The organism is Microbispora corallina, assembly GCF_016863035.1.
GTDB classification, from domain to species: Bacteria; Actinomycetota; Actinomycetes; order Streptosporangiales; family Streptosporangiaceae; genus Microbispora; species Microbispora corallina.
The window spans coordinates 408,479-431,739 of sequence record NZ_BOOC01000005.1 but is presented as its reverse complement, the minus strand read 5'-3'; the positions used below and the strand labels follow the sequence as shown (position 1 = coordinate 431,739).

At 72.7% G+C, this 23,261-nt stretch carries 20 protein-coding genes; 13 read left to right on the top strand and 7 right to left on the bottom strand.

Translation table 11 applies throughout. The features are described from left to right. Positions 1-44 precede the first annotated feature (44 nt). The gene (locus Mco01_RS09970) at positions 45-1,874 is read left to right on the top strand and encodes a fibronectin type III domain-containing protein (protein ID WP_204056572.1); all 1,830 of its coding nucleotides are present in this window, start codon (positions 45-47) and stop codon (positions 1,872-1,874) included. A gap of 354 nt (positions 1,875-2,228) precedes the next feature. On the opposite strand, the gene Mco01_RS09965 is transcribed toward Mco01_RS09970, so the two are convergent. Continuing rightward, entirely contained in the window at positions 2,229-4,925 is a 2,697-nt protein-coding gene (locus Mco01_RS09965; RefSeq protein WP_239103470.1) for a DEAD/DEAH box helicase, read from the bottom strand. A gap of 147 nt (positions 4,926-5,072) precedes the next feature. Here Mco01_RS09965 and Mco01_RS09960 point away from each other — a divergent pair, with 147 nt between their 5' ends. From Mco01_RS09960 to Mco01_RS09940, 5 genes are all read left to right on the top strand, one after another. Continuing rightward, a complete protein-coding gene (locus Mco01_RS09960) occupies positions 5,073-5,423 on the top strand; it encodes an STAS domain-containing protein (protein ID WP_030506779.1) in 351 nt (116 codons plus the stop codon). Positions 5,424-5,442: 19 nt separating this feature from the next. Next, on the top strand, positions 5,443-5,871 hold the full coding sequence (locus Mco01_RS09955; protein ID WP_204056570.1) for an ATP-binding protein: 429 nt from the start codon (positions 5,443-5,445) through the stop codon (positions 5,869-5,871). 666 nt (positions 5,872-6,537) lie between these two features. Beyond that, on the top strand, positions 6,538-8,865 hold the full coding sequence (locus tag Mco01_RS09950) for a sodium-translocating pyrophosphatase (RefSeq protein ID WP_204056569.1): 2,328 nt from the start codon (positions 6,538-6,540) through the stop codon (positions 8,863-8,865). Between the two features lie 210 nt (positions 8,866-9,075). Continuing rightward, positions 9,076-9,543: a SixA phosphatase family protein gene (locus Mco01_RS09945; RefSeq protein WP_204056568.1), complete on the top strand. Its 468-nt coding sequence runs from the start codon at positions 9,076-9,078 to the stop codon at positions 9,541-9,543. 52 nt (positions 9,544-9,595) lie between these two features. Continuing rightward, entirely contained in the window at positions 9,596-11,683 is a 2,088-nt protein-coding gene (locus tag Mco01_RS09940) for an FUSC family protein (RefSeq protein WP_204056567.1), read from the top strand. Between the two features lie 26 nt (positions 11,684-11,709). On the opposite strand, the gene serB is transcribed toward Mco01_RS09940, so the two are convergent. Then, positions 11,710-12,933, bottom strand: a complete 1,224-nt coding sequence (gene serB / locus Mco01_RS09935; RefSeq protein ID WP_204056566.1) for a phosphoserine phosphatase SerB — start codon at positions 12,931-12,933, stop codon at positions 11,710-11,712. Positions 12,934-13,109: 176 nt separating this feature from the next. Here serB and Mco01_RS09930 point away from each other — a divergent pair, with 176 nt between their 5' ends. The 3 genes from Mco01_RS09930 (at position 13,110) to Mco01_RS09920 (ending at position 15,868) form a co-directional block, all read left to right on the top strand. Then, positions 13,110-13,826, top strand: a complete 717-nt coding sequence (locus Mco01_RS09930; protein WP_204056565.1) for a GNAT family N-acetyltransferase — start codon at positions 13,110-13,112, stop codon at positions 13,824-13,826. Then, positions 13,823-14,725, top strand: coding sequence for a lysophospholipid acyltransferase family protein (locus Mco01_RS09925; RefSeq protein ID WP_204056564.1), 903 nt, complete (start codon positions 13,823-13,825; stop codon positions 14,723-14,725). Before Mco01_RS09930 ends, Mco01_RS09925 begins: the two co-directional genes overlap by 4 nt. A gap of 105 nt (positions 14,726-14,830) precedes the next feature. Further along, positions 14,831-15,868 (top strand): LacI family DNA-binding transcriptional regulator, encoded by a 1,038-nt coding sequence (locus tag Mco01_RS09920; RefSeq protein WP_239103469.1) that lies wholly within the window; start codon positions 14,831-14,833, stop codon positions 15,866-15,868. Positions 15,869-16,005: 137 nt separating this feature from the next. Here Mco01_RS09920 and Mco01_RS09915 read toward each other — a convergent pair whose 3' ends face one another. The 4 genes from Mco01_RS09915 to Mco01_RS09900 all read right to left on the bottom strand — a co-directional run bounded on the left by Mco01_RS09915 (position 16,006) and on the right by Mco01_RS09900 (position 19,097). Beyond that, positions 16,006-16,560 (bottom strand): DUF11 domain-containing protein, encoded by a 555-nt coding sequence (locus tag Mco01_RS09915; RefSeq protein ID WP_204056563.1) that lies wholly within the window; start codon positions 16,558-16,560, stop codon positions 16,006-16,008. A gap of 126 nt (positions 16,561-16,686) precedes the next feature. After that, entirely contained in the window at positions 16,687-17,232 is a 546-nt protein-coding gene (locus Mco01_RS09910; protein ID WP_204056562.1) for a hypothetical protein, read from the bottom strand. 48 nt (positions 17,233-17,280) lie between these two features. Beyond that, the gene (locus tag Mco01_RS09905; protein ID WP_204056561.1) at positions 17,281-18,438 is read right to left on the bottom strand and encodes an S-adenosylmethionine:tRNA ribosyltransferase-isomerase; all 1,158 of its coding nucleotides are present in this window, start codon (positions 18,436-18,438) and stop codon (positions 17,281-17,283) included. Continuing rightward, positions 18,435-19,097 (bottom strand): SDR family NAD(P)-dependent oxidoreductase, encoded by a 663-nt coding sequence (locus Mco01_RS09900; protein WP_239103468.1) that lies wholly within the window; start codon positions 19,095-19,097, stop codon positions 18,435-18,437. Before Mco01_RS09900 ends, Mco01_RS09905 begins: the two co-directional genes overlap by 4 nt. A gap of 148 nt (positions 19,098-19,245) precedes the next feature. Between Mco01_RS09900 and Mco01_RS09895 the strand changes: the two genes are divergently transcribed. The 4 genes from Mco01_RS09895 to Mco01_RS09880 are packed head-to-tail and all read left to right on the top strand — an operon-like array spanning position 19,246 to position 22,501. Beyond that, positions 19,246-20,391: a GAF domain-containing sensor histidine kinase gene (locus Mco01_RS09895; protein ID WP_239103467.1), complete on the top strand. Its 1,146-nt coding sequence runs from the start codon at positions 19,246-19,248 to the stop codon at positions 20,389-20,391. Next, positions 20,388-21,011, top strand: coding sequence for a response regulator (locus Mco01_RS09890; protein ID WP_036325266.1), 624 nt, complete (start codon positions 20,388-20,390; stop codon positions 21,009-21,011). The genes Mco01_RS09895 and Mco01_RS09890 overlap by 4 nt, the downstream gene beginning before the upstream one ends. A gap of 41 nt (positions 21,012-21,052) precedes the next feature. After that, entirely contained in the window at positions 21,053-21,508 is a 456-nt protein-coding gene (locus Mco01_RS09885; RefSeq protein ID WP_239103466.1) for a MarR family winged helix-turn-helix transcriptional regulator, read from the top strand. A gap of 45 nt (positions 21,509-21,553) precedes the next feature. Further along, a complete protein-coding gene (locus Mco01_RS09880) occupies positions 21,554-22,501 on the top strand; it encodes an LLM class flavin-dependent oxidoreductase (protein ID WP_307825566.1) in 948 nt (315 codons plus the stop codon). A gap of 18 nt (positions 22,502-22,519) precedes the next feature. Here the strand turns inward: Mco01_RS09880 and Mco01_RS09875 are convergent, their stop codons facing one another. Continuing rightward, the gene (locus tag Mco01_RS09875) at positions 22,520-23,242 is read right to left on the bottom strand and encodes an Rv1486c family protein (protein WP_239103464.1); all 723 of its coding nucleotides are present in this window, start codon (positions 23,240-23,242) and stop codon (positions 22,520-22,522) included. Positions 23,243-23,261: the final 19 nt, after the last annotated feature.

Here is a 23,261-nt window from a genome sequence, read left to right as displayed (position 1 = left end):
GCGGGGAGGCGGGGTGGCCGGCGTTGTCGACGAAGGGGTGCGTCGTGACCAGTGTCCGCAGGTTGGCCGCCGCGGCGGTGCTCATGCCGCTGGCGGTGGTGTCCGCGCTGATCTTGAGCGTGGCCCCCGCGAGCGCGGCCGACGGCGAGATCCTCTCCCCGGCCGACGGCCAGACGATCCGGACACCGGGGCCCGTGGCGATCTCCGCCAAGACCGACTGGTACCAGGTCAGCATGGCCCTGTACGTAGAGGGCCCATCGGTGTCCCGTCAGAAGATCGGCTCCGGTGGGGCGAACCAGACGATCAGCGGCTCCTTCGACCCTGGTGAGGCTCCGAACGGCACCTTCACGGTCACCCTGTACGGGGAGATCACGAACAAGACCTACAAGACGTCGACGTTCGTCCTGAGCCGGCCTCCGCAGACGCCGTCGGGCGTCGAGGCACGGCTCAAGAACGCGTCCACTGTTGTTGTCACCTGGGCGAAGGGCGCCGAGCCCGACCTGAGGTCGTATGAGATCTCTTCGAGGAAGACCGGCGCCTCAGGATCGGTGTCGGCCGACGAGGCCTGTTCGGGTTCCACCTGCCAGGCGAGCGTCGCGGTGCCGGCGAAGGCGGCGGGCCAGAAGGTGGACCTGGCCGTGCGGGCGTTCCGTTCCGACGGTCAAGGGGGCGTCATCGGGTCGCCCGGAGCCGCCACTGCCTCTGTGAGCATCCCCGCGCCCAAGCCGTCGGCGACCGCGTCCCAGAAGCCCGCGTCGGAGAAGTCGCAGGCGGCGAGCAAGACCGGCGACAGGCGCCTGCCCACGACCACGCTGCCGAACCCGCTGCCCAGCGTCCCCAAGGGGCACGGGAACACCAAGCTGAAGCTGCCCGACGTGAACGGCACCGGTGACCCGGCCGGCCCGGAGGTCGCCCCCGCCAAGAGCGACGCCCCCGACGTCTCGGCTCAGTCGTCCTTCGCGCCCCTGGGTGGCCTGAGCTACGGGATCTACGCGGCCATCGCCGTGGTCCTGCTCCTCATCGGAGCTCACCTGGGCGCGCTCGTACGCCGTAGGAGCGGTTCGGGGGCCGGCCCCGCTCGTCCGATGGCCACGACGGGGCCCATCGGTCCCTCCCCGACGGCCGGGACGACCACGGGAGCCTCCGCGCGGACCAAGTCGTCCGCCACGCGCCGCCCGACCGTGATCCTCGCCAGTTCGAAGCCGCGTGCCGCCGGCGACACGGGCCCGGGCACCGGCACCGCTGCCGGGGATCGGGGAGCCCGGGACGGTCTCCCGGAGCCGGCGGACGCCCCGGCAGGGGCCGACGACGCCACCGCGGTCACCGGTCCTGGAGGAACGGGTTCGGAGACGGCGGCATCCGGAGCCGGAGGGATCTCTACCGGGTCGGGGCAGGCCATCGGACCGGACGACCGGAACGGCTCGTCCCCCACAGATGGCGGCTCTACCGGAAAGCTCGATGGACCGGCTCCGGCCGACTCCACGGGCTCCTCGGGACCGCGTCTCCCCGCGGACATCCTGTCCGACGACGCGGCCGAACCCGGCGCTCCCGGTCGTGTCCCGGCCTCGGAGTCCGCTGCCGCCTCTGTGCCTGCCTCCGCCTCCACGCGGGGCTCGGACACGGCGGCGCTCGAGGCCGGTGCGGCCGGTGCGGCCGAGGACGGGTCGGCATCCTTCACCTCGGTCAGCGCCGCGTCCACGGCCCCTCAGCCGCGGCTGGACGACGACCTCATGCCTCACCGACGTCCTGGTGGGAACGACCTCCCACGGCCTCGGCTCGACGACGGCCTCTGGGACCGTCCCAGGCAGCCGCAGCACGACGTCTGGACGGAGGAGGACGACGACGCCGTTCCCAGCGGCACCCGCGATCTCTGACCCACGGCACAACCGGCGACACCGGACGGCCCGGCGCGCCCGAGCCTGATCGTTCGCTCACCCGCGCCCCGGGCCAGGCGCGCGGGCCACGCGCCCTGGGCGCCCCAGCGCGCTTAGGCGTCCCGGGCCAGGCGCGCCGTCGCGGCCGCCCCGGGCCAGGCGTGCGGGCCAGACTGCCCGCGGGCGTCCCAAACGCCCCGGCGTCCAGGGCGCCCCAAGGCGCTTGGGCGCCCCGGGCCGGGCGCCCGGGCCAGGCCGCCCTCGCCAGGCGTTCCGAGCGTCCCAATGTGCCCAGGTGCCCGCGCGTCACGCCGGTCACGTCCTCCACGCCGCGGTGCGATCGCGGGATGGATTTCAGCGGGGCAGGAGCACGTCGAGGAGGCGGATTGCTCCCGCCTTGTCGAGCGGTTCGTTGCCGTTGCCGCACTTGGGCGACTGGATGCAGGACGGGCAGCCCCGTTCGCACTCACAGGAGGCGATGGCCTCCCGGGTCGCGGTGAGCCACTCCGTGGCCCTGGCGTACCCGCGTTCGGCGAAGCCGGCCCCGCCGTCGTGGCCGTCGTACACGAAGACCGTGAGCAGGCCCGTGTCGGGGTGGAGTTCGGTCGACACGCCGCCGATGTCCCAGCGGTCGCAGGTCGCGAACAGCGGCAGCAGGCCGATCGAGGCGTGCTCGGCGGCGTGGGCGGAGCCGCCGAGGTCGACGGTCCCGCCTCCGGAGTCGGACACCAGGGGCACGAGGGCGTCGGCGGGGAGCGTCCACCAGACGGCGCGCGTGCAGAGCGTCCGGGGCGGCAGGTCGAGCGGCTCCTCACCGAGGATCTCACCGCTCTGCGTGCGCCGCTTCAGGTAGGAGACGACCTGCCGGGTGACCTCCACCGACCCGAAGTGCAGTTCGCCCGGCCCGAACGGCCGTGACCGGGACGACTCCATCACCCTGATGTCGGTCACGTCGCGGGCGAAGGTCGAGTAGTCGGGACTGGCCGCCGTCACCAGCGCGACCCCCGCCTCGAGGTCGAGCACGTCGACGACGAACGTCTCGCCCTGATGCAGGTAGACGGCTCCGGCGTGGACGGACGTATGGGCCGACGACTCGTCCACGGTGCCCAGCAGGCGTCCGGTCGACGCCTCGACGACCTGTACGGGCGCCCCGCCCGTCCCCCGGATGTCGGCGAGATCGGCGGCCCGCTCCTTGCTGGTCCAGAACCACCCGGAGGCCCGCTTGCGGAGCAGCCCGCGCTCCACGAGGTCGTCCAGAGCGGCGGGCGCGGCCGGGCCGAAGATCTCCAGATCGTCCTCGGTCAGCGGGATCTCCGCCGCGGCGGCGCACAGATGGGGCGCGAGCACGTAGGGGTTGTCCGGGTCGAGCACGATCGTCTCGACAGGCTGGCCGAACACCGCCTCGGGGTGGTGGACGATGTAGGTGTCCAGCGGGTCGTCGCGGGCGATCAGCACGGCCAGCGCGTCCTGCCCCGCCCGGCCGGCCCGGCCCGCCTGCTGCCACAGCGACGCCCGGGTCCCCGGCCAGCCCGCGATGAGGACGGCGTCGAGGCCCGAGACGTCCACGCCGAGTTCGAGCGCGTTCGTGGTGGCCAGGCCGGTCAGCTCGCCCGACCGCAGGGCCTTCTCCAGCATGCGCCGATCGTCGGCCAGGTAGCCGGCGCGGTACGCCGCGACCCGGTCGGCCAGCCGTCCCGGTCCGAGAAGGTCGCGCCCGCCGTCACCGGGGTCGTGCCCGCCCTCCTCCGTACGGGAGAGATCCCTTCCGTCGACGCCTCCGTCCAACGGGAGGTCCAACGGGAGGTCCGCTGCCATGTCTGCCGCGACGTCTGCCGCGAGGTCCCCTCGGCCCCCGCCGTCCGGCCCGCCGTGTCCGTGCAGGTGGGCCGGGCCGTCCGGGGACTGGGGGTCCTCGTGTTCCCGGCCGGACCCGGGCCCGGCGTCGGCTTGTCCACCGAAGACGTCGCCGAGGAGACGCGGGGGAGCGCCGTGCTCGCCGTGTTCGTCGAGGTCCTCGAACGCCGAGGCCGGCTGGCCGTGGGGACCGGCGCGGAGGAGGTCCTCGACCTCCTCGAGATTGCGGCGGGCGGTAAGAGCGACGGTCTCGGCCGCTCGGCGAGAGCGAACGAAGGCGAGGGTCCGGACGTCCTCGATCACGAGGTCGGCCAGCAGATCCGCGGCCTCCGCCGTGGCCGTACGGCGGACGGGGGCCCCTCCCTCGCCCCGCAGATCGGTCAGAGGGGGCTCCCACAGGGCGAAGGTGGTCGAACCCCGGGGAGAGGCGTCCCGGGTCACCTCGGCCATCTCAAGGCCGGTCAGGCGCATCGCCGCGACCGCGGGGTCGCTGGCGGTGGCCGACGCGAGCAGGAACACGGGCTCGGAGCCGTACTTCGCGCACACCCGGCGGAGCCGCCGCAGGATCTGGGCCACGTGCGACCCGAAGACACCGCGGTACCCATGGCACTCGTCCACCACCACCAGCCGCAGGCGCCGCCAGAAGGAGGACCAGGAGGCGTGCCTCGGCAGGATGGACCGATGCAACATATCCGGATTTGTTAGGACATAATTGGCATTCTGGCGTATCCAGCGGCGCTCCTCGGCCGGGGTGTCGCCGTCGAAGGTCGCCGCCCGGATCTGGGTCAGGTGCAGCCGGCGCAGGGCTCTGAGCTGGTCGGCGGCGAGAGCCTTCGTGGGGGTGAGGTAGAGGACGGACCCGCCCTGGAAGATCTCCGTCGCGGCCGGAAGCAGGTAGGCCAGGGATTTTCCAGACGCGGTGCCTGTGGCAATGATCACGTTTTGGCCACGCCGGACAAGCTCGGCCGCCTCGAGCTGATGTTGCCAAAGGCCCGATATGCCCTGGTTCTCCAGCCGGGAGAGCAGGAGCTCCGGGGCCCAATCCGGCCACTGGGCTTGACCCGCCTGACGTGCTGGAACATGCTCCACATGGGTGACCCGCCGCTGGCGTGCGGGAACCGCGAGCAGGCGGGCGAGGAGGGTGCCTGTTCGATGCGAGGACGAAGAAGTCGGAGTCACTGGTTTCCAGTTTGGCATCTGCGGGGAGAGTCGCCCGGAGTCGTGATTTCGTATAGACACGGAGTCGCAGCGTGGTTGAATGCCGCGCGTCAGGGTCGTCGTTCTGGGACTACCAGGATGCTCGATCCGCATGGAGACCTACGCAAGTAAGGCGCTGGAGGATCTGTGGATCTGAAGTTGGACCACCATTCCGAGGACAATCTCACCATCGTCGATGTCGAGGGTGAGATCGACGTCTACACCGCGCCCAGACTGCGTGAGCTGCTGATCGACCTGGTCAACAAGGGCAACTTCCACCTGCTCGTGAACATGGAGAAGGTGGACTTCCTGGACTCGACTGGCCTTGGTGTGCTGGTCGGCGGCCTCAAGCGGGTGCGGGCGCATGACGGTTCCCTGGAGCTCGTCTGCACACAGGAGCGGATTCTGAAGATTTTCCGCATCACCGGTCTGACGAAGGTCTTCGGGATCTACGCCTCGGTCGAGGAGGCCAAGGAAGCCCACGGCCGGGACAAGTGACGGCCGAGGAACAAGCACCATGGCCACCGTCGAGCTGACGTTCAGCGCTCTGCCCGCCCACGTGCGCACCGCACGGCTGGTCGCCACGGCGATCGCCCGGCGCACCGGCGTCGCGGAGGCGCTCCTGGACGAGGTGCGGCTCGCCGTCGGAGAGGCGTGCTCACGGGCTGTGGAGGCGCACCGCCTCCACTGCCCGGGGGAGCCGGTACGCATCGAGTTACGCGACGACGCGGGGCGTTTCGAGGTCACCGTGACCGACGTCGCCCCGAGCGAGGACATGCGTCCGCACGTCCTGGAGGCCGACGGCAGCGCCATGCCGGAGATGGCCGGTCTCGGCATCGCGGTCATCGCCGGGCTCGCCGACGACGTCGAGGTGTCGCCCGGGCCCAAGGGCATGCGCATCCGCATGAGCTGGCCCGCGTCCCCGCACGGCATCGCCGCCGTCTGATCCGCCGGCCGGAAGCCTCCGGTCGCGTAGAGCGTCCCCCGGTCGAGCCGTCCCCCGGCCGGGAAGCTTTCTCCTGCCGGGCTTCCGCCCCGCCCCCTTCCGTACGGCCTCCGGCCCGGCGTCGCGCCCTCATGGCCCATGCTCGGAACCTCGTACGCCGGAGAACCCGCATTCGCCCGGAACGCCCGCGGGCCGAGTTCCGGCGCCCTCACGTCGCCCCTCCATGCGCTTCCCCATGCCCCCGCGCCGCCTCCGGCCTGCGCCGGTCGTTGACGCTGCGTGCCCGTGCGATCGCGCGTCCTCCCGACCCCGCAGGCAGACGGCGGACACGGGCATGCTCATCCGATCTTTGGGATGACCGAAACAATAGATACGGTTCTGCCGTAACAAGGACGACCACATCCGCCGTCATCCTGACTCACCTGGTCAAAGCGTCTCCACGCCGGAGCAAATGTTGCGCCATTACTGGACGACGGTTCGATTACGCGGGGCAGAGGCCTTCATATCCGTGGCCTTGCTGCGTAGACTCCCCGCACCGGCCAAGGTATTGCGGATGCAACCGGAAGCGGCATTGCCAACCGCCCGGGAGTGCGCCGCGGGGCCACCAGGATCGTCAGCAGCGCCGTCCGGGCAGGAACCGAATCCCCGTCTGGCCGAGGAGGACGGATGTCTGCCTACCAAGCCGCTGGCAACGACGCAGCGGTGGCTCTAACCGGGTCCCATCTCACTCTTGTCGTAGTCGTCGCCGTGGTGGCCCTGTTGGCCCTGGCCGTCGCCGGCGGACTCGTACGAGAGGTGCTCGCCGCAGGGCAGGGCACCGAACGAATGCAGAACATCGCACGTGCCGTGCAACAGGGCGCCGCCGCTTATCTCACGCGGCAGTTCCGGACGCTGGCCGTGTTCGTCATCATCATTCCCTTCCTGCTTCTGCTGTTGCCCGCCGATTCGACCGGAGAAAGGGTCGGCCGTTCGGTCTTCTTCGTGGTCGGAGCGCTGTTCTCGGCGCTGACGGGCTTCACGGGCATGTGGCTGGCCGTACGCGGGAACGTCCGCGTCGCGGCGGCCGCCCGGGAGTCGGGCGAGAAGACCGCGATGCGGATCGCGTTCCGCACGGGCGGCGTGGCCGGCATGTTCACGGTGGGCCTCGGCCTGCTGGGCGCCGCGCTCGTCGTGATCATCTTCAAGGGCGACGCGCCGAACGTCCTGGAGGGCTTCGGCTTCGGCGCCGCACTGCTCGCCATGTTCATGCGAGTCGGCGGCGGCATCTTCACCAAGGCGGCCGACGTCGGCGCCGACCTGGTGGGCAAGGTCGAGCAGGGCATCCCCGAGGACGACCCGCGCAACGCGGCCACCATCGCCGACAACGTCGGCGACAACGTCGGCGACTGCGCCGGCATGGCGGCCGACCTGTTCGAGTCGTACGCCGTCACGCTCGTCGCGAGCCTGATCCTGGGCAAGGCCGCCTTCGGCACCGAAGGCCTGGTCTTCCCGCTGATCGTCCCGATGATCGGCGTGATCACCGCGGTGATCGGCATCTTCACCACCGCGCCGCGCAGCGGCGACCGGTCGGGCATGGCGGCCATCAACCGCGGCTTCTTCATCTCCGCCGCCATCTCCGCTGTGCTCGTGGCCGTCGCCGCGTTCGCGTACCTGCCGTCGAGCTTCGGCGCCCTCAGCGGGGTCAGCGCGCAGATCGCGTCGCTCTCGGGCGACCCGCGCCTGATCGCGATCGGCGCCGTGCTCATCGGCCTGGTCCTGGCCAGCGCGATCCAGATCCTCACCGGCTACTTCACCGAGACGAACCGCCGTCCGGTGAAGGAGATCGGCGAGAGCTCGCTCACCGGCCCGGCCACCGTCATCCTGTCCGGCATCTCGGTGGGCCTGGAGTCCGCGGTCTACTCGGCGCTGCTGATCGGCGCCGCGGTGTACGGCGCGTTCCTGCTGGGCTTCGGCAACGTCACGATCGCCCTGTTCGCGGTCGCACTCGCCGGCACCGGCCTGCTGACCACGGTCGGCGTGATCGTGTCCATGGACACCTTCGGCCCGGTCTCCGACAACGCCCAGGGCATCGCCGAGATGTCCGGCGACGTCGAGGGCGAGGGCGCGCGCGTCCTCACCTCGCTCGACGCCGTGGGCAACACGACGAAGGCCATCACGAAGGGCATCGCGATCGCGACGGCCGTGCTCGCCGCGACCGCGCTGTTCGGCTCGTTCCGGACGGCGGTCGAAGGCGAGCTGGCCAAGGCCACACAGGGTGTGAAGGACGCGCTGGGCTCGTTCGCCAACTTCAGCCTCTCGGTGGACTCCCCGAACGCCCTGGTCGGCCTCATCGTCGGCGCGGCCGTGGTGTTCCTGTTCTCCGGGCTGGCGATCAGCGCCGTCGGCCGGGCCGCCGGCCGGGTCGTCTACGAGGTGCGCGAGCAGTTCCGGACCAAGCCCGGGATCATGGACGGCAGCGAGCTGCCCGACTACAGCCGGGTGGTCGACATCTGCACCCGCGACTCGCTGCGCGAGCTGGCCACGCCCGGCCTGCTCGCCGTGCTGACGCCGATCGCGGTCGGCTTCGCGCTCGGGTACGCGCCGCTCGGCGCCTACCTGGCCGGCGCCATCGCGGCCGGCACGCTCATGGCGGTGTTCCTCGCCAACTCCGGCGGCGCCTGGGACAACGCCAAGAAGCTGGTCGAGGACGGCCACCACGGCGGCAAGGGCTCCGAGGCCCACGCCGCCACGGTGATCGGCGACACCGTCGGCGACCCGTTCAAGGACACCGCCGGTCCCGCGATCAACCCGCTGATCAAGGTGATGAACCTGGTCGCGCTGCTGATCGCGCCGGCCGTCGTGACCTACGCCGACAACGTGGGCGTGCGCATCGGCGCGACCGTCGTCGCGGTGGGGGTCGTCGTGGCCGCCGTGGTCGTCTCCAAGCGCAGGACGACGAGCATCGCGCCCTCGGAGAACCACGAGGAGCGCGCCTCGGAGCCGGTCGCGCACTGATCGTGTCCGTCGCGCCCCGGCACCCGCCGGGGCGCGCGGCCGTCCGGAGAATCAGCCGTACGGAAGGTCCCCCGCTCCGAAGCGGGGGACCTTCTTCATACACTGAGGCGCTATGGACAAGCCGAACGGCGGGCGGACACTGGCCCTGATCCTGCTGGCCATGGCCGCGATGTTCGCCGTCATCATCGGCCTCGCCGTGTGGGCCGCCGGATGAGCCCCTCCACGCGCACCCTCGTCGTCGTACGGCACGCCAAGGCCGGGCACGAGCCGGGGCTGTCCGACCCGGAGCGGCCGCTGACGGGCCGCGGGGAGCGCGACGCCCGTGAGGCCGGCGAGCACATCCGGCCGCTGCGCCCCGCCCTGGTCATCGCCTCGCCCTCGGTCCGCACCCGGCGCACCGCCGAGCTGCTCGGCCTCGACGCACCCGTCGAGATCGAGCGGGACATCTACGAGGCCTTCCCCGACGACCTGCTCGACCTGCTCCGCCGTACCGATCCGGGCGTGGGGTCGCTCGTGCTCGTGGGCCACAACCCGGGCGTCCACGAGCTGGTGGCGTCCCTCACCGGGGAGCGGGTCGACGGCTTCCCGCCCGGCGCGTTCGCCGTGATCGAGCTCGCCGGCCCGTGGGAGGAGGCGGGCGCCGGCTCCGGCCGCCTGGTCCGTACGTATCACCCCTGATTCCGGGTAGGGGGACGCCCTGCGCCTGAGAGACATCACCTCCGCCGGGGCGTTGAGGCTGGACGATCCCCGCCTCGCGCTCGGCTTCGGGCTGTCCGGAGCCGCCTGCCTCGTGATCCCCCTGCTCGTCGGGATGCTCACCGGCCATCCGGCGGGCGGGGCGACCGTGGGCCTCGGCGCGTGGCTGGTGGCGGCCCGGGCCAACGCCGACCCGGCCGGGGTCAGGACGACGTACCTGCTGGGCGTGGTCGTCTCCGTGGGCGTCGGCACGTCGCTGGGCGTCCTGCTGGCCGGCCACAGCTGGGTCATGGTGGTGGTCGCCTCGGTCCTCGCCGGCATCGGCGGGCTGATCCGCCCGGTGGGCGTCACCCCGGCGCTGACGCTGCTGCTCACGGCTTCGAACGCGCTGCCCCTCGACCCGGTCCCGCACACGGCTCTCCAGCTTCTCGGGGGCCTGCTGTCGAGCGTCATGCTCACGCTGCCGTGGCCGTGGCGGCGGACCCGGCCGCTGGTCACCACGCTGTCGGAGGCGGCCGACAGGCTGGCCGACCTGGTCGAGGCCGCGGCCGACCCGGACCTCGCTCCCGAGGAGTGGGACCGGCTGCGGCGCCGGGCCGTGGGCGCCCTGAACGAGGTGCGCACGGCCCGCACGCGCCGCCGCTGGCAGCGCTCGGCGGCGGCGGACGAGGTCGCGACCGCGCTGCGCCGGGTGTTCCACGAGATCGTGGCCCTGCGCGGGCTCATGGTCACGCTGCACCGCCGCGCCCCCGAGGCGTGCGGCGCGATCGGCCTGCGCGACCTGGTGGACTCCATCGCCCGCGCCCTGCGCGCGTACCTGGCGCAGTGCCCGCCGGCCGGGCAGGAGCGGATAGTGGACTTCGCGCGGCGGGTCGACGCCCTGCGCGAGGAGGCCGGCGGCGGGGAACGGTCGATGGTCGTGCTCGTCCTGCTCCGCCAGATCGCCCACGCCTCCGGCCGCGTCCGGGAGGCCCTGGAGGGCTCGCAGGAGGCCGCCCGGCTGCTGTGCTCGCGCGGGCTGACCCTGCCGCCCCTGCCCCCGCTGCCGGGCACCGAGGCCGCCTCGGGCGTGGGATTCGACAACCCCAGAGTGCGGCACGCCCTGCGCGTCCTGCTCGGCACGGCCTTCGCCTCGCTGGTGATCGTGCTCTACCGCCCGGCCTTCCCGCACTGGCTGGTCATCGCGGTGCTGGTCACCATCCAGCCGACGTACGGCGAGACCCGGGCCAAGGTGTGGGCCCGGGTCGGGGGCAGCACGGCCGGCGGCGTCGTGTCGGCCGTGATCCTGCACATGGCCCCGGGGCACTGGCCGCTGCTGGTGCTGATCGGGGTGTCGGCGGCGCTGGCGTTCGGGCTGGCCTCGACCCACCACGCCTACTGGGCGACGTTCATGACGATGTGCGTGCTGCTGCTGCTCGACTTCCAGGTGCCGCAGACGGCCGGCGTCGCCGAGTCGCGGGTGGTGCTGACGATCCTCGGCGGGCTCATCGCGATCGCCTGCACGCGCCTGCTGTGGCCGAGGGGCGAGACCGTGCGCCTGGCAGACCGGACGGCCCGGCTGCTCACGTCGCACGCCGCGGCGGCCCGGGCGCTGGCCCAGCTCAGCCGGGGGAAGACCACGGCGGCCAGGGCCGAGGAGAAGATCAGCAAGGCCGGCGTGGACGCCGACATGCTGTCGGGTTCGCTGCGCTCCGTGGCCCAGGAGCCCGGCGGGGCGGCCCACGGCGACCTGGAGCGCGCCGTGGACGCGGCCCAGCGGGTGCGCGACGACCTGCTCACGCTGACGTCGGTGCTGCGGGACGAGCCGGCCCGGAGCGGGCCGGTGGCCGACGTGCTCGACGCCGTAGGGGAGCGCCTGGAGGCCGCCGGTGAGGCCGTCGAGGGCGGGGAGCCGTTCGACGTCACGGGCGAGGTGGACCGTCACCTCGCCGACGACACGGCGTGGCTGGGGGAGCTGGCCGAGCGGCACCTGGCGGACCTGGACGACGACCGGGGCGGCACCCGGACGAAGGTGCGCCGGTCGCTGCTCCAGACGGCCGCCGTGGACCAGGCGCTGCGCTCGCTGCACGACCACGCCCTGGAGTTGGCCCGCGCTGCCACGACCGCCTTCGGCCGCACCTGACCCGCACCCGACCCGCGGCGGGCCGGTCAGCGGGCGGCGGGCGGGACGCCGTCCTCGGCGTCGGCGGCCTCGACCTCCTCGCGGGAGATGCCGAGCAGGTAGAGGATCGAGTCGAGGTACGGCACGTTGAGCGCGGTGTCGGCGGCCTGCCGAACGACGGGCTTGGCGTTGAACGCGATGCCCAGCCCGGCGAGGGCCAGCATGTCAAGGTCGTTGGCGCCGTCGCCGATCGCCACGGTCTGGCTGAGCGGGATGCCCGCCTGGGCCGCGAAGCGCTCCAGCGCCCGGGCCTTGCCCGGCCGGTCGACGATCTCCCCGATCACCCGGCCGGTGAGGCGGCCGTCGACCACCTCCAGCGTGTTGGCCGCCGAGTAGTCGATCCCGAGGTCGGCCACGAGGGCGTCGGTGATCTGGGTGAAGCCGCCGCTCACGATGGCGAAGCGGTAGTCGAGCCGCTTCAGCGTCCGTACGAGGGTGCGGGCGCCGGGGGTGAGCACGACCTCCTTGGTGACCTTCTCGAAGACCTCCTCCGACAGGCCCCGCAGCAGCGCCACCCGCCTGACCAGCGACTCGGCGAAGTCGAGCTCGCCGCGCATGGCCTCGTCGGTCACCCGGGCCACCTCGTCGAGGCAGCCGCCGTGCCGGGCCAGCAGCTCGATGACCTCGTTCTGGATCAGCGTCGAGTCGACGTCCATCACGATCAGCCGCTTGGCCCTGCGGTGCAGGCCGCTGCGCTGGACGGCGACGTCCACCTGCTGCGCGGCCGCCTCGGCGGCAAGCTCGGCGCGCATGGCCTGGGGGTCGGCCCCGGAGACGGCCATCTCGATGCATGTGACCGGGTAGCTCGACAGGCGCTCGATGCGGTCGATGTTGGCGCCGCTCGCCGCGACCCGGCCGGCGATGCCGGCCATGGCCGCCGGCGTCAGGGGCGAGCCGAGGACGGTGACGTGCAGCCGCCCGCGCCGCCGTTTCTCCTTGGAGACCGTGCCCGTGGCGATCTCGAGGTCCATGTCCAGGTCGGCCGCCACCTGCTCGACGGCCGTCCACAGGCCGCCGATGGTGCCGCCGGTGCCGGTGGGCGGCCCGCCCGCGTACGCGACGAGCACGCCGAGGGTCAGCCTGCCCCGGATGACGACCTGCTCCACGTCGGCGACGGTCACGGGGAACCCCGACAACACGGTGAACAGCCGTGAGGTGACCCCCGGCCGATCCGGACCGGTCAGCGTGATCAGGAGCGTGCGCTGGTTCACGTTGTTTGAGGTTACTGGGCGATGCGTCACGCACGTGCATGAGGTTCACGATGCGGACGCCTGCGTGCCCCCGATGTGAGGGGGAGCGGTCATTTCGCCATGTCGTCATGGTCAGCAGCCGCGGAAGCAGGCCCGCCTGCCGTCGGCGATACCTCCACGAGGAAGGACGCGTGGTCATGACGATTTCCCTTGACACCGGCCGGTACACGGTGGGCCTGGCCGAGAGCGCCGCCGACGTCCGCGCCGCCCAGCGACTCCGCCACCAGGTGTTCGCCGAGGAGATGGGCGCTCGGCTCGACTCCCCGGTGAACGGTTACGACATCGACGGCCTCGACGCGTACTGCGACCACCTGCTGGTGCGGGAAGGCGACGCGGTGGTGGGCACCTACCGCCTGCTGCCGCCGGGACGGGCCGACCGGCTGTACTCCGAGGGCGAGTTCCACCTGGGCGCGCTGGACGGGCTGCGCGGCGGCATGGTCGAGGCGGGACGCACGTGCGTCCACCGGGACCACCGGCGTGGGGCGGTCGTCGGCCTCATGTGGGCCGGAATCGCCCAGTACATGCTGGACGGCGGGTACGCCTGGCTCGGCGGCTGCTGCTCGGTCCCCCTCGACGACGGAGGCGCCGTCGCCGCCGGCGTGGTGGACCGGGTGCCCCTGGGCCCCGAGGAGTACCGCGTCACCCCGCGCGTGCCGTGGAAGGACGCGGGCGTGCGGCGGCCCGACCGGTTCGTGCTGCCGTCGCTGCTGCGCGGCTACCTGCGGCTCGGCTCCTGGGTGTGCGGGGCGCCGGCGCACGACGCCGACTTCGGCACCGCCGACTTCTTCGTCCTGCTCTCCGTGGCCAACGTCGACGCCCGCTACCTGCGGCACTTCCTCGGAGGAATGGTGTGAACACCCTCGTCCACCTTCCACTCGCCCCGTCGGCCTGGACGCCGACGTCGCCGTGCACGCCCGAGGAGTGCCTGCGGGAGCCCTCGGCCACGGCCGGCCCGGTCCGCCGTACGGCGCGCATCGTGGGGGCCGTCCTGGTGATCCTGCTCGGCGTGCCGCTCGCGCTCGGCGCCCGCCGGTTCGACGCGGCGAGGCGGGCCCGGCTCACCATGGTCTGGTCGCGGCTGCTGCTGCGGGCCCTCGGGATCCGGATCGAGACCCATCGCGGGTTCGCGTTCGTGAGCGGTTCCGTGGAGGTGCGCACCGAGCCCGCCGAGACCGGTCCCGCGCTGCTCGTGTGCAACCACGTGTCGTGGCTCGACCCGCTGGTCGTCGCCGCCAGCATCCCCTGCCGCCCGCTGGCCAAGAGCGAGATCGCCCAGTGGCCGCTGATCCGCACGCTGGCCGCCGGCGGCGGCGCCATGTTCATCGACCGGGACCGCCTCGGGGGCCTTCCCGAGGTCGTCGCCGGCATGGCCGCCGCGCTGCGCGCGGGGGAAAACGTCGCCGCCTTCCCCGAGGGCACCACGTGGTGCGGACGGGAGATGGGCCCGTTCCGCCCGGCCGTCTTCCAGGCCGCCCTGGACGCGGGGGTCCCCGTGCGGCCGCTGGCGCTGCGGTTCGTGCAGGGCGGCGCCCTGGCCACCGGGGCCGGCTATGTGGGCGACGACACGCTCCTGGCGTCCATCCTGCGCGTGGTGTCCATCAGGGGCCTGGTGGCCGAGGTCACGGTCTTCCCCGGCGTACGGCTCCCGCGCCCCAGGCGCCGGTGCGAGGCGCGCAAGGCGCTCGCCAGGGTCACCGAGGCGCAGGTGCGGACCGCCCTGGTGGGCGGCGAGCGCGAGCCCGTGGCGGCGTAGCCGTGCCGGCCCGGCCCCCGCGTCCGGCCGCCCGTGGAACCGCCCGTAGGGCGGGGTGCCGGACCGGCGCTGGTGACCCACCCGGACGGCACCTAGACTGACGCCGTGATCTCGACCGGTTCGGACGCCGGCGGCGATTCCACCGAGCGGACGGGGCTGACCGTCGCCAGGATCGCCCGCCTGGCCGGGGTGTCGGCGCCGACGGTGTCCCGGGTGATCAACGGGCAGGCCGGGGTGGCCCTGAGCACCCGGCAGCGGGTCGAGGCCGTCCTGCGCGAGCACGGGTACCGGCGGGACAACCCGGCGCCCGCCGCCATCATCGAACTGGTCTTCCACGCCCTGGAGAGCCTCTGGGCCCTGGAGATCATCCGTGGCGTGGAGCAGGTCGCGCGGGAGCACGAGCTCGCCGTGGTGCTCACCGAGATGCAGGGGCGGCTCACCCCCGGCAAGGCGTGGACCGAGCAGGTCCTCGCCCGGCGGCCGACCGGCGTGATCGCGGTCTTCTCCGAGCTGACCGGGCACCAGCAGAGCCAGCTCGCCACGCGCGGCATCCCCCTGGTCGTGCTCGACCCGACCGGGGAGCCGCTGCACCTGACGCCCTCGGTGGGCGCCACCAACTGGAGCGGCGGGATGGCCGCCACCCGGCATCTCCTGGAGCTGGGGCACCGCCGCATCGCCATGCTGAGCGGACCGGTCGAGTGGCCCTGCTGCCGGGCGCGGCTCGACGGCTACCGGGCCGCCATGGACGCGGCGGGCGTTCCCGTGGACCCCGACCTGGTGAAGGTCAGCACGCTGTACGTCGAGGGCGGCCTGCGCGACGGAGCCGCCCTGCTGGGCCTGCCCGACCCCCCGACGGCGGTCTTCACGGCCAACGACCTGCAGGCGTTCGGGGTGTACGAGGCCGCCCGGCGGGCCGGGGTGCGCATCCCCGAGGACCTCAGCGTCGTCGGGTTCGACGACCTGTCGTTCACCGCCTGGGCCGGGCCGCCGATGACGACCGTGCGGCAGCCGCTCGTGCAGATGGGGGCGGCCGCGGCCCGGATGGTGGTCGCCCTGGCCCGTCAGGAGCCCCTCGAACAGCACCGCGTGGAGCTCGCCACCACCCTCGTCGTACGGGAGAGCACCGCCCCTCCCCGCGGTTAGAGGACGGCCGCCGGCGCGAAAGTTTCAGCGCGGCCGCCTCGTTCACGCTGAACGGCGCCCGCCGCGCCGCCGGCAGACCCCCGGAAACGGGAAACGCCCGCCTGGTCCGCCAGGCGGGCGTCCGCGTCGCGAGGACGCTACTTGGTGATACGGGTCGTGGCGGCCTTGCTGTAGAACCAGCTCTTGTACCCGAGCGCCTTCAGGGCGCGGCGGTCGAGGTCCTCGGCGCCGGTCGGCACGTCGAACACGATGGCGCCGAGCCGAGCGCTGGCCTTGCCGGTGTAGCCCTTCTTGAACTGGACCGTGATGTCCACGAAGTCGGAGTCGTCGACCTCGAGGATGTACGGGTTCCAGCAGATGATCGAGCGGCCGGACCAGTCGCACTGCGTGCCCTTGGAGCCGGTGTACCAGACCTTCTTGACGCCCTTGGGCAGCGTGCCGCCCAGCCAGTAGTAGTTCGCGTCGTACGGCCCGCTGTTGACCACGTCGAGCTTGTACGTGATCTTACGGTTGACCTTCGCCTTGGTCGGGTAGCGCAGCTTGACCTTGAACACGGAGTACGGGTCGTCCGCCTTGGTGGTCGCGGACTTCACCGTCGCCGGCGCGGCAGAGGCCGGGGCGGCGGCGAAGAACGTGGCGCCCGCGAGCGGAGCGACCAGCGCGAGGCCGGCCAGCTTGGAGAGGTGGCGCATGAGAACAGGTCTCCCTGAGGACGAGGGGGAAACGGTTAAACCCCCGTTAATTCGTGGGATTTTTTACCACTTCTGTACCTCACAGGGAAAGATCTTTTTTATGAAGATCTCATGCAGGTCTACATATCATCTATAGATTGTGCTCTTCGTCTTGATCCAGTTGATGTCGTCGCCGAACTCGCTCAGCAGCTCGCGCGGATCGGTGTCCAGCGAGGTGTCGGTGACGACGCCGCCGATGTATCCGTAGAGCTTGCCGCGGGCCGAGCCGCTGACCCAGGCCTTCGCCCAGACCGTGTACGTGTGGGCCCTGCTCAGGCCGGGGAAGACGCACAGCGCCCGGGTCTGCTCTCGCGAGCAGCGCTCGTGGTAGTTGGAGCCCTTCGGGACATAGATCCGGACTTTCGAGACGCCCTTCGGGAACTTGGTCGCCAGGAAGATCTCGTGTGTCTTGCTCTTGGTGTTGTTGACCAGCCGGACCTTGAAGGAGACCACGCGTCCGGCGCGCACGCGGTACGGGTAGTTCACCAGGATCCGGACGGGGGCGGAGGCCGCCTTGGCGGCGGTCGACGACGTGGTGGAGGCGGAGGCCGCGGCGGCCGGGCCGGCGGTAAGGGCGGCCGCGGTGAGCGGAACCGCCAGAAGCGTCGTTAACTTGACGATGAGGGTTCGCATGCGGGCAAGCCTTGACGATCGACATCACGGTTGGATCACGCCGGACGGTCAGACGATGAGGTGCGCATCCCCGAACTCGTGCCACAGATAGCCCTCGTCGAGCGCGACCTGGTACGAGAGGGCGACGAGCCCCGGACCGCCCACGGCCGACAACATCATCAGATGGGTCGAGCGCGGCTCATGGAGCCCCGTGATGAGCCCGTCGACCGCCCGGACTCCCACCTCGGGCGTGACGATGTGCGAGGTCCACCCCGAGGCCGCCCTGACCACCGCGCCGTCGGCGCCGTCCGTGCCGCTCGCGCCATCGACACCGCCCGTGCCGGCCGTCCCGTCGGCGCCGGCGGGTTCGACGCCGTCCGTGGGCCGGGGAGCGTCGAGGGCGGCCGTCTCCAGGGCCCGCACCACGGTCGTCCCGACCGCGACGACCCTGCCGCCGCCCGCGCGGGTGAGGTTCACCAGCCGGGCCGTCGACGCCGGCACCGAGAACCACTCCGGGTACGGCGGCTCGTCCTTCTCCGGCGAGGCGACCCCGGTGTGCAGGGTGACCGGCGCGATCGCGATCCCCCGGCTCACCAGCTCCGCGACCAGCCGCGCTGTGAAGGGCCGGCCGGCGCTCGGCATCTCCGCGCTGCCCGGTTCCACTCCGAAGACCGTCTGGTAGGCCGAGATCGGCCAGTCGCGGGGGACGTAGCCGTACCGGATGGGGACGCCGTGCTCGGCCAGGTACTCCGGCACGTCGCGGTCGAGCACGGCCCGCCACATCCGGGGCGTGACCTGGCCGGCCAGCCGGAGCGTGGCCCCGCCGGGCAGCGGCAGCCACTCGCCGGGCGCGGCGCCGGAGTAGGGCTCGGTCGCCGTCGCCGTCCGGCGCCGCAGCTCGACCAGCCACTCGCCCGACGGGAGCCGGCCCGAGAAGTGCACGGCCAGCCGGTCGAGCCGTACGGCGGCCGGCAGCGTGGCCGAGTTGTTGACCACGAGCAGGTCGCCGGGGGACAGCAGCGCGGGCAGGTCATGGAAGGTGTGGTGGGTGATCTCGCCGGTGCCCCGGCGGGAGACCATGAGCCGCACCCCGTCGCGCCGCAGTCCCCGCGCCTCCGGCGGCTGCCGCGCCTCCAGTGCCTCCGGCAGCGCGAAGTCGAGCGAGCCCGGAGCGGTGGTGGATGGTGTTCCGCGTGGTCCGGGGGTCGTGGAGAGGCCGGCGGTCATCCCAGCTCTCCCCGGGTGAACCGGCCGCTCTCCGGGCGCGAGGCGACCAGCCGGAGCAGCGCGGCCGCGACGCTCTCCGGCGGCGGGGCGGCGCCGGCCTCCTGCTCGCCGACCGCGGCGGCCAGCATGCTGGTGTTCATCTCGCCCGGGTCGACCCACCAGACGGCGACGTCGGGCTCCTCGGCGGCCAGCACGTTCGAGATCTGGTCGAGCGCGGCCTTCGTCGCGCCGTACCCGCCCCACCCCTCGTACGCCTCCACGGCGGCGTCCGACGAGACGTTCAGGATCGCGCCGCGGCGCTTGCGCAGGGCGGGCAGGGTGGCCTGGACGAGTCCGAGCGGGGCGACGACGTTGGTCTCGACCAGGGCCCGCAGCGCGTCGAGCGGGTAGTCGGCCAGGCGCGGCATCGGCGTCGGGCCGAGCCCGCTCGCGTTGTTGACGAGGAGGTCCAGCTCCGGCGCGGCCTCGGCGAGCCGGGCGACGTGGGCCGGGTCGGCGACGTCCCCGGCGATCGCCCGGGCGTCCAGGTCGAAGGCCGCGGAGAAGAGGTCCTCCTCGCCCCTCGCCGTGAGCAGCAGCGACCAGCCGTCGGCGGCGAGCGCCCTGGCGAGGGCCAGCCCCAGCCCCCGCGACGCTCCGGTGATGAGTGCCTGTTTCATGCGGCTCACGCTAGGAACGCGCCCCGGCGCGCACATCGGGCCGCCGACCGGGCGTGGGCTCGGCAGTTGGCCCTAGGTCCACCGGCCGAGACCCTTCCGGTCTCCCGCCGGACCGCGAGGGGCGCGGCGACGACCTAGTCTGTGGGGCGTGTCCCAGGTGAGCGAGGTCGCCGGCGCGCGCGACCGCGACGAGGTGCTGCACGCGGTCAGCTCCGCCGTGCTGGCGGTCACCCGGCATCTGTCGGTCCGCGAGGTGCTGCAGGTGATCGTCCGGTCGGCCGGGCGGCTGCTCGACGCCCGCTACGCGGCTCTCGGGGTGCCCGACGACGACGGCTCGTTCGCCGAGTTCGTCGCCGAGGGCATCTCCAGTGAGCAGTGGGCGGCCATCGGGCCGACCCCGCGCCAGCACGGGATGCTCGGCGCAATGCTGCGGGACGCGGCGCCCGTGCGGCTCCCCGACATCCGCAAGGACCCCAGGTTCGAGTGGTGGCCCCGGGCCCATCCTGTGCTCAAGGACTTCCTCGGCGTGCCGATCATGGACGGCGACCAGGTCCTCGGCATCATCTTCCTGTCCAACAAGAGGACGCCCGGCGGATTCACCCAGGCCGACCAGGAGCTGCTGACGCTGTTCGCGGCGCACGCGGCCATCGCGCTCACCAACGCCCGGCTGTACGAGCGGGGCCGCGAGCTCACGGTGATCGAGGAACGGACGCGGATGGCCCGCGAGCTCCACGACGCCGTCAGCCAGAAGCTGTTCTCGCTGCGGCTGACCGCCCAGGCCGCCGCGGCGCTCGCCCGCCGGGATCCGGACCGCGCCATACGGGAGATCGAGCGGGTCGAACGGCTGGCCGGCGAGGCGCTCGCCGAGCTGCGCGCCGTGATCGTCGAACTGCGGCCGCCCGAGCTCGACCGGCACGGCCTGGTGGAGTGCGTGCGCAAGCATGCACAGCTGCTGGACCGGCTGCACCCGGCCGAGGTCGTCTTCGCCTTCGAGGGCGAGCCGCCCGGGGATCTCCCGCCCGAGATCGAGGTCGCCGTGCTCCGGGTCGCCCAGGAGGCGCTGCACAACGCCCTGCGTCACGCCTCGGCGTCCCGCGTCGCCGTACGGCTCACGCACCGGGGACCGGCGCTCACGCTGGAGGTGGCCGACGACGGCGCCGGCTTCGACGAGGCGGGCGTCCACGGCCTCGGCCTGCCGTCCATGCGCGACCGGGCCCAGGGGGTCGGCGGCTCCCTGACCGTCGTCTCCGCCCTGGGGAAGGGCACGACCGTCCGCCTCGAGGTGCCCGCGTGATCCGGGTGCTGCTCGCCGACGACCATCCCGTGGTGCGGCGGGGCCTGCGGACGTTCCTGGAGATCCAGGACGACATCGCCGTCGTGGGGGAGGCCGGCGACGGCGCGGAGGCGGTCGAGCTGACCCGGTCCCTCGCCCCCGACGTCCTGCTGCTCGACCTGAAGATGCCCGTGCTCGACGGCCTCGCCGCGCTCGCCGAGATCGGCGGCCGGGACGTCCGGGTGATCGTGCTGACCTCGGCCGCCGACGCGGGCGACGTGGTCCCGGCGATGCGCGCGGGCGCGGCGGGTTTCCTCTACAAGGACGTGGACCCGGAGGCGCTGGTGCGGGCCATCCGGGCGGTCCACGGCGGCCAGGTGCTGCTCGCGCCCGAGGCGGCCGAGGCCGTCCTGGCCGCTCCCGCGCCGCCATCCGCGGACGCGCCGGTCGCGGGCCTGACCGACCGGGAGCGCGAGGTTCTCCGGCTGATCGCGGCCGGCCGCTCCAACCGGGAGATCGCCCGCGAGCTCGTCGTCGCCGAGAAGACCGTGAAGACCCACGTCTCCAACGTCCTGATGAAGCTCGGCGTCCAGGACCGCACCCAGGCCGCCCTCTACGCCGTACGCCACGACCTGGCCTGACGAAATGATAGTTCGTCTCACGAATTGGTTACCCTGGATCTGTGAGTGAGAGCCAGATCGGGACGGTGGCCGCACTGGTGCGGTCCACGTTCCTGGTGAACGCCGTGTACGCGAATTCCGCCCGCGGGCACGGCCTCACCCAGCAGCAGGGCCAGTTGTTGTGCGTCCTGATGGCGCAGCCCTATGGCATGAGCGAACTGGGCGCGATGCTCGGCCTGGCCAAGGCGAGCCTGACCGGTCTGGTGGACCGCAGCGAGCGCAACGGGCTGGTGCGACGCACACCCGACCCCGAGGACCTCCGGGCGGTGCGGGTGTCCCTCACCAGGCAGGGCGTCAAGCTGGCCGGTGAGTTCTACAGCGAGACCTGCCGCCGCGTCGAGGAGCTGACCTCGGGGCTGACGCCGTCGGAGCGCGACACGCTCGCCGCCCTGCTCGGCCGTGTCGTGACGGACAACAAGGTCCCCACCGTCTTCCAGGAGCCGGACGCCATGCGCTGAAGCCTGGCAGGGCGTTGTAGTTCGTACCACGAACCAATATGGTTCGTGGTACGAACTAAGCTCCTTGGGTGGAAAGGCAGAACAGTGCCGGCACATGACGTCGTCTTCGGGTTCGGTGCGCACTCCGGCATCGACGACATACCAGAGTTGTTGCGCATGGCTCAGCAGGCCGACCGGGACGGGCTCGACATCTTCACCTTGTCGGACCATCCCTACCTTGGCGGACGTGTGGACGCCTACGCCGCGCTCGGCTTCATCCTCGGCCGTACGCGGAACATCACCGGTCTCGCCAACGTCACCAATCTGCCGACCCGGCCCGCTCCCCTGCTGGCCAGGCTGGTGACGTCGTTGTCGGCGCTGTCGGGCGGCCGGATCGTGCTCGGCATGGGCGCGGGCGGGCTGTGGGATCGCATCGCCGACCTGGGGGTGCCGCGGCTGACGTCAGGCGACGCCGTGGACGCATTCGAGGAGGCGATCGTCCTGGTCAAGCTGCTGTCGGGCGGCGGCCCACCGGTCACCTACGAGGGCAGGCACTACAAGGTGAACCAGATCGAGCCGGCCCCGGTGCCCGCGCCGCCCGTGTGGACCGGATCGGTCGGCCGCAGATCCCTGGCTGCCACCGGCCGGGTGGCCGACGGCTGGATCCCCGGCCACGCGGCCGACTGGCTCAGCGATCGATACCGCACGTCGCGGCCGGTCGTCGACGAGGCGGCGGCTTCCGCCGGCCGCGATCCGCGGGAGATCCGCACGGTCTTCAACTTCCCCGGGCGCATCACCGACCGGCCGCTGCCCGCCACCCGCGACTCCGACGGCCGCTGGATCGGCGGTTCCGCCGCCCAGTGGGTCGAGGAACTGACCGGAGCCGTGCTGGAACACGGCGCGTCGGGCTTCACGCTCTTCTCCGCCGGCCACGGCGCCCCCGACCCCACCCTCCTGGCCCGCTGGGCCCAGGAGGTCGTGCCCGCCGTCCGCGAGGCGGTCGCCAAGCGGTGAGCCCGGTCCGGGTGCGCGTCAGACCTGGGATTCGACGATCGCGTGGTGGGCCGCGACACGGGCCCGCCGTACGGCGCGGTCGAGGTCGCGCAGCGCCTGGCCCCGGACGGAGACCTGGCCGGAGGTGAGGCCCCGCTCGTCGGCGAGGCGCAGGGCGAGGGCGAGACGGGAGGCGAGGGCGCCCACGCGATGGGCCCGCCCCGGGTAGCCGGGGGCGAGCGTGTCCTCCCCGTCGCCGATGGAGGGGAAGCCCTGGGCCGGACCGTCCACGTTCGTCAGCGCGTCGGTCGCCGCGCGCATGGCGGCGGCGAGGTCCCGCTCGGCCTCGGCCAGCGACGGGACGTCGGGCGGCGTGGGGGACGCCTCCGCCGCCGTCCACAGGATGCCGCTGTACGACGAGCCCCGCCGGTCGACGGCCGGCAGCAGCCCGGCGCACCGCCCGGGCAGGACGGCGACGGCGGCCTGCCCGGCGTCGATGGCGGCGCCGTTGAACGCGGGGGGACCGGTCAGCCCGAGCGGGTCGCCGGGCACCGGCAGGGACAGCCGGAAGGCGGACAGGCCCTCGCGCCGCAGGTCCATCAGGAAGACCCGCAGTGTGATCTCGGCCACGCCGTCCGTCACCACTTGGGGGCCCGCGTCGCGCTCCACGCGGTCGAGGGCGTCGTCGAGTCCGACGTGCCCGGCCAGCCAGGCGTTGCCCCAGGCGACGAGCGTGGCGGAGATCGGTGAATCAGTGCGCACCCGATCCACGATATGTGCT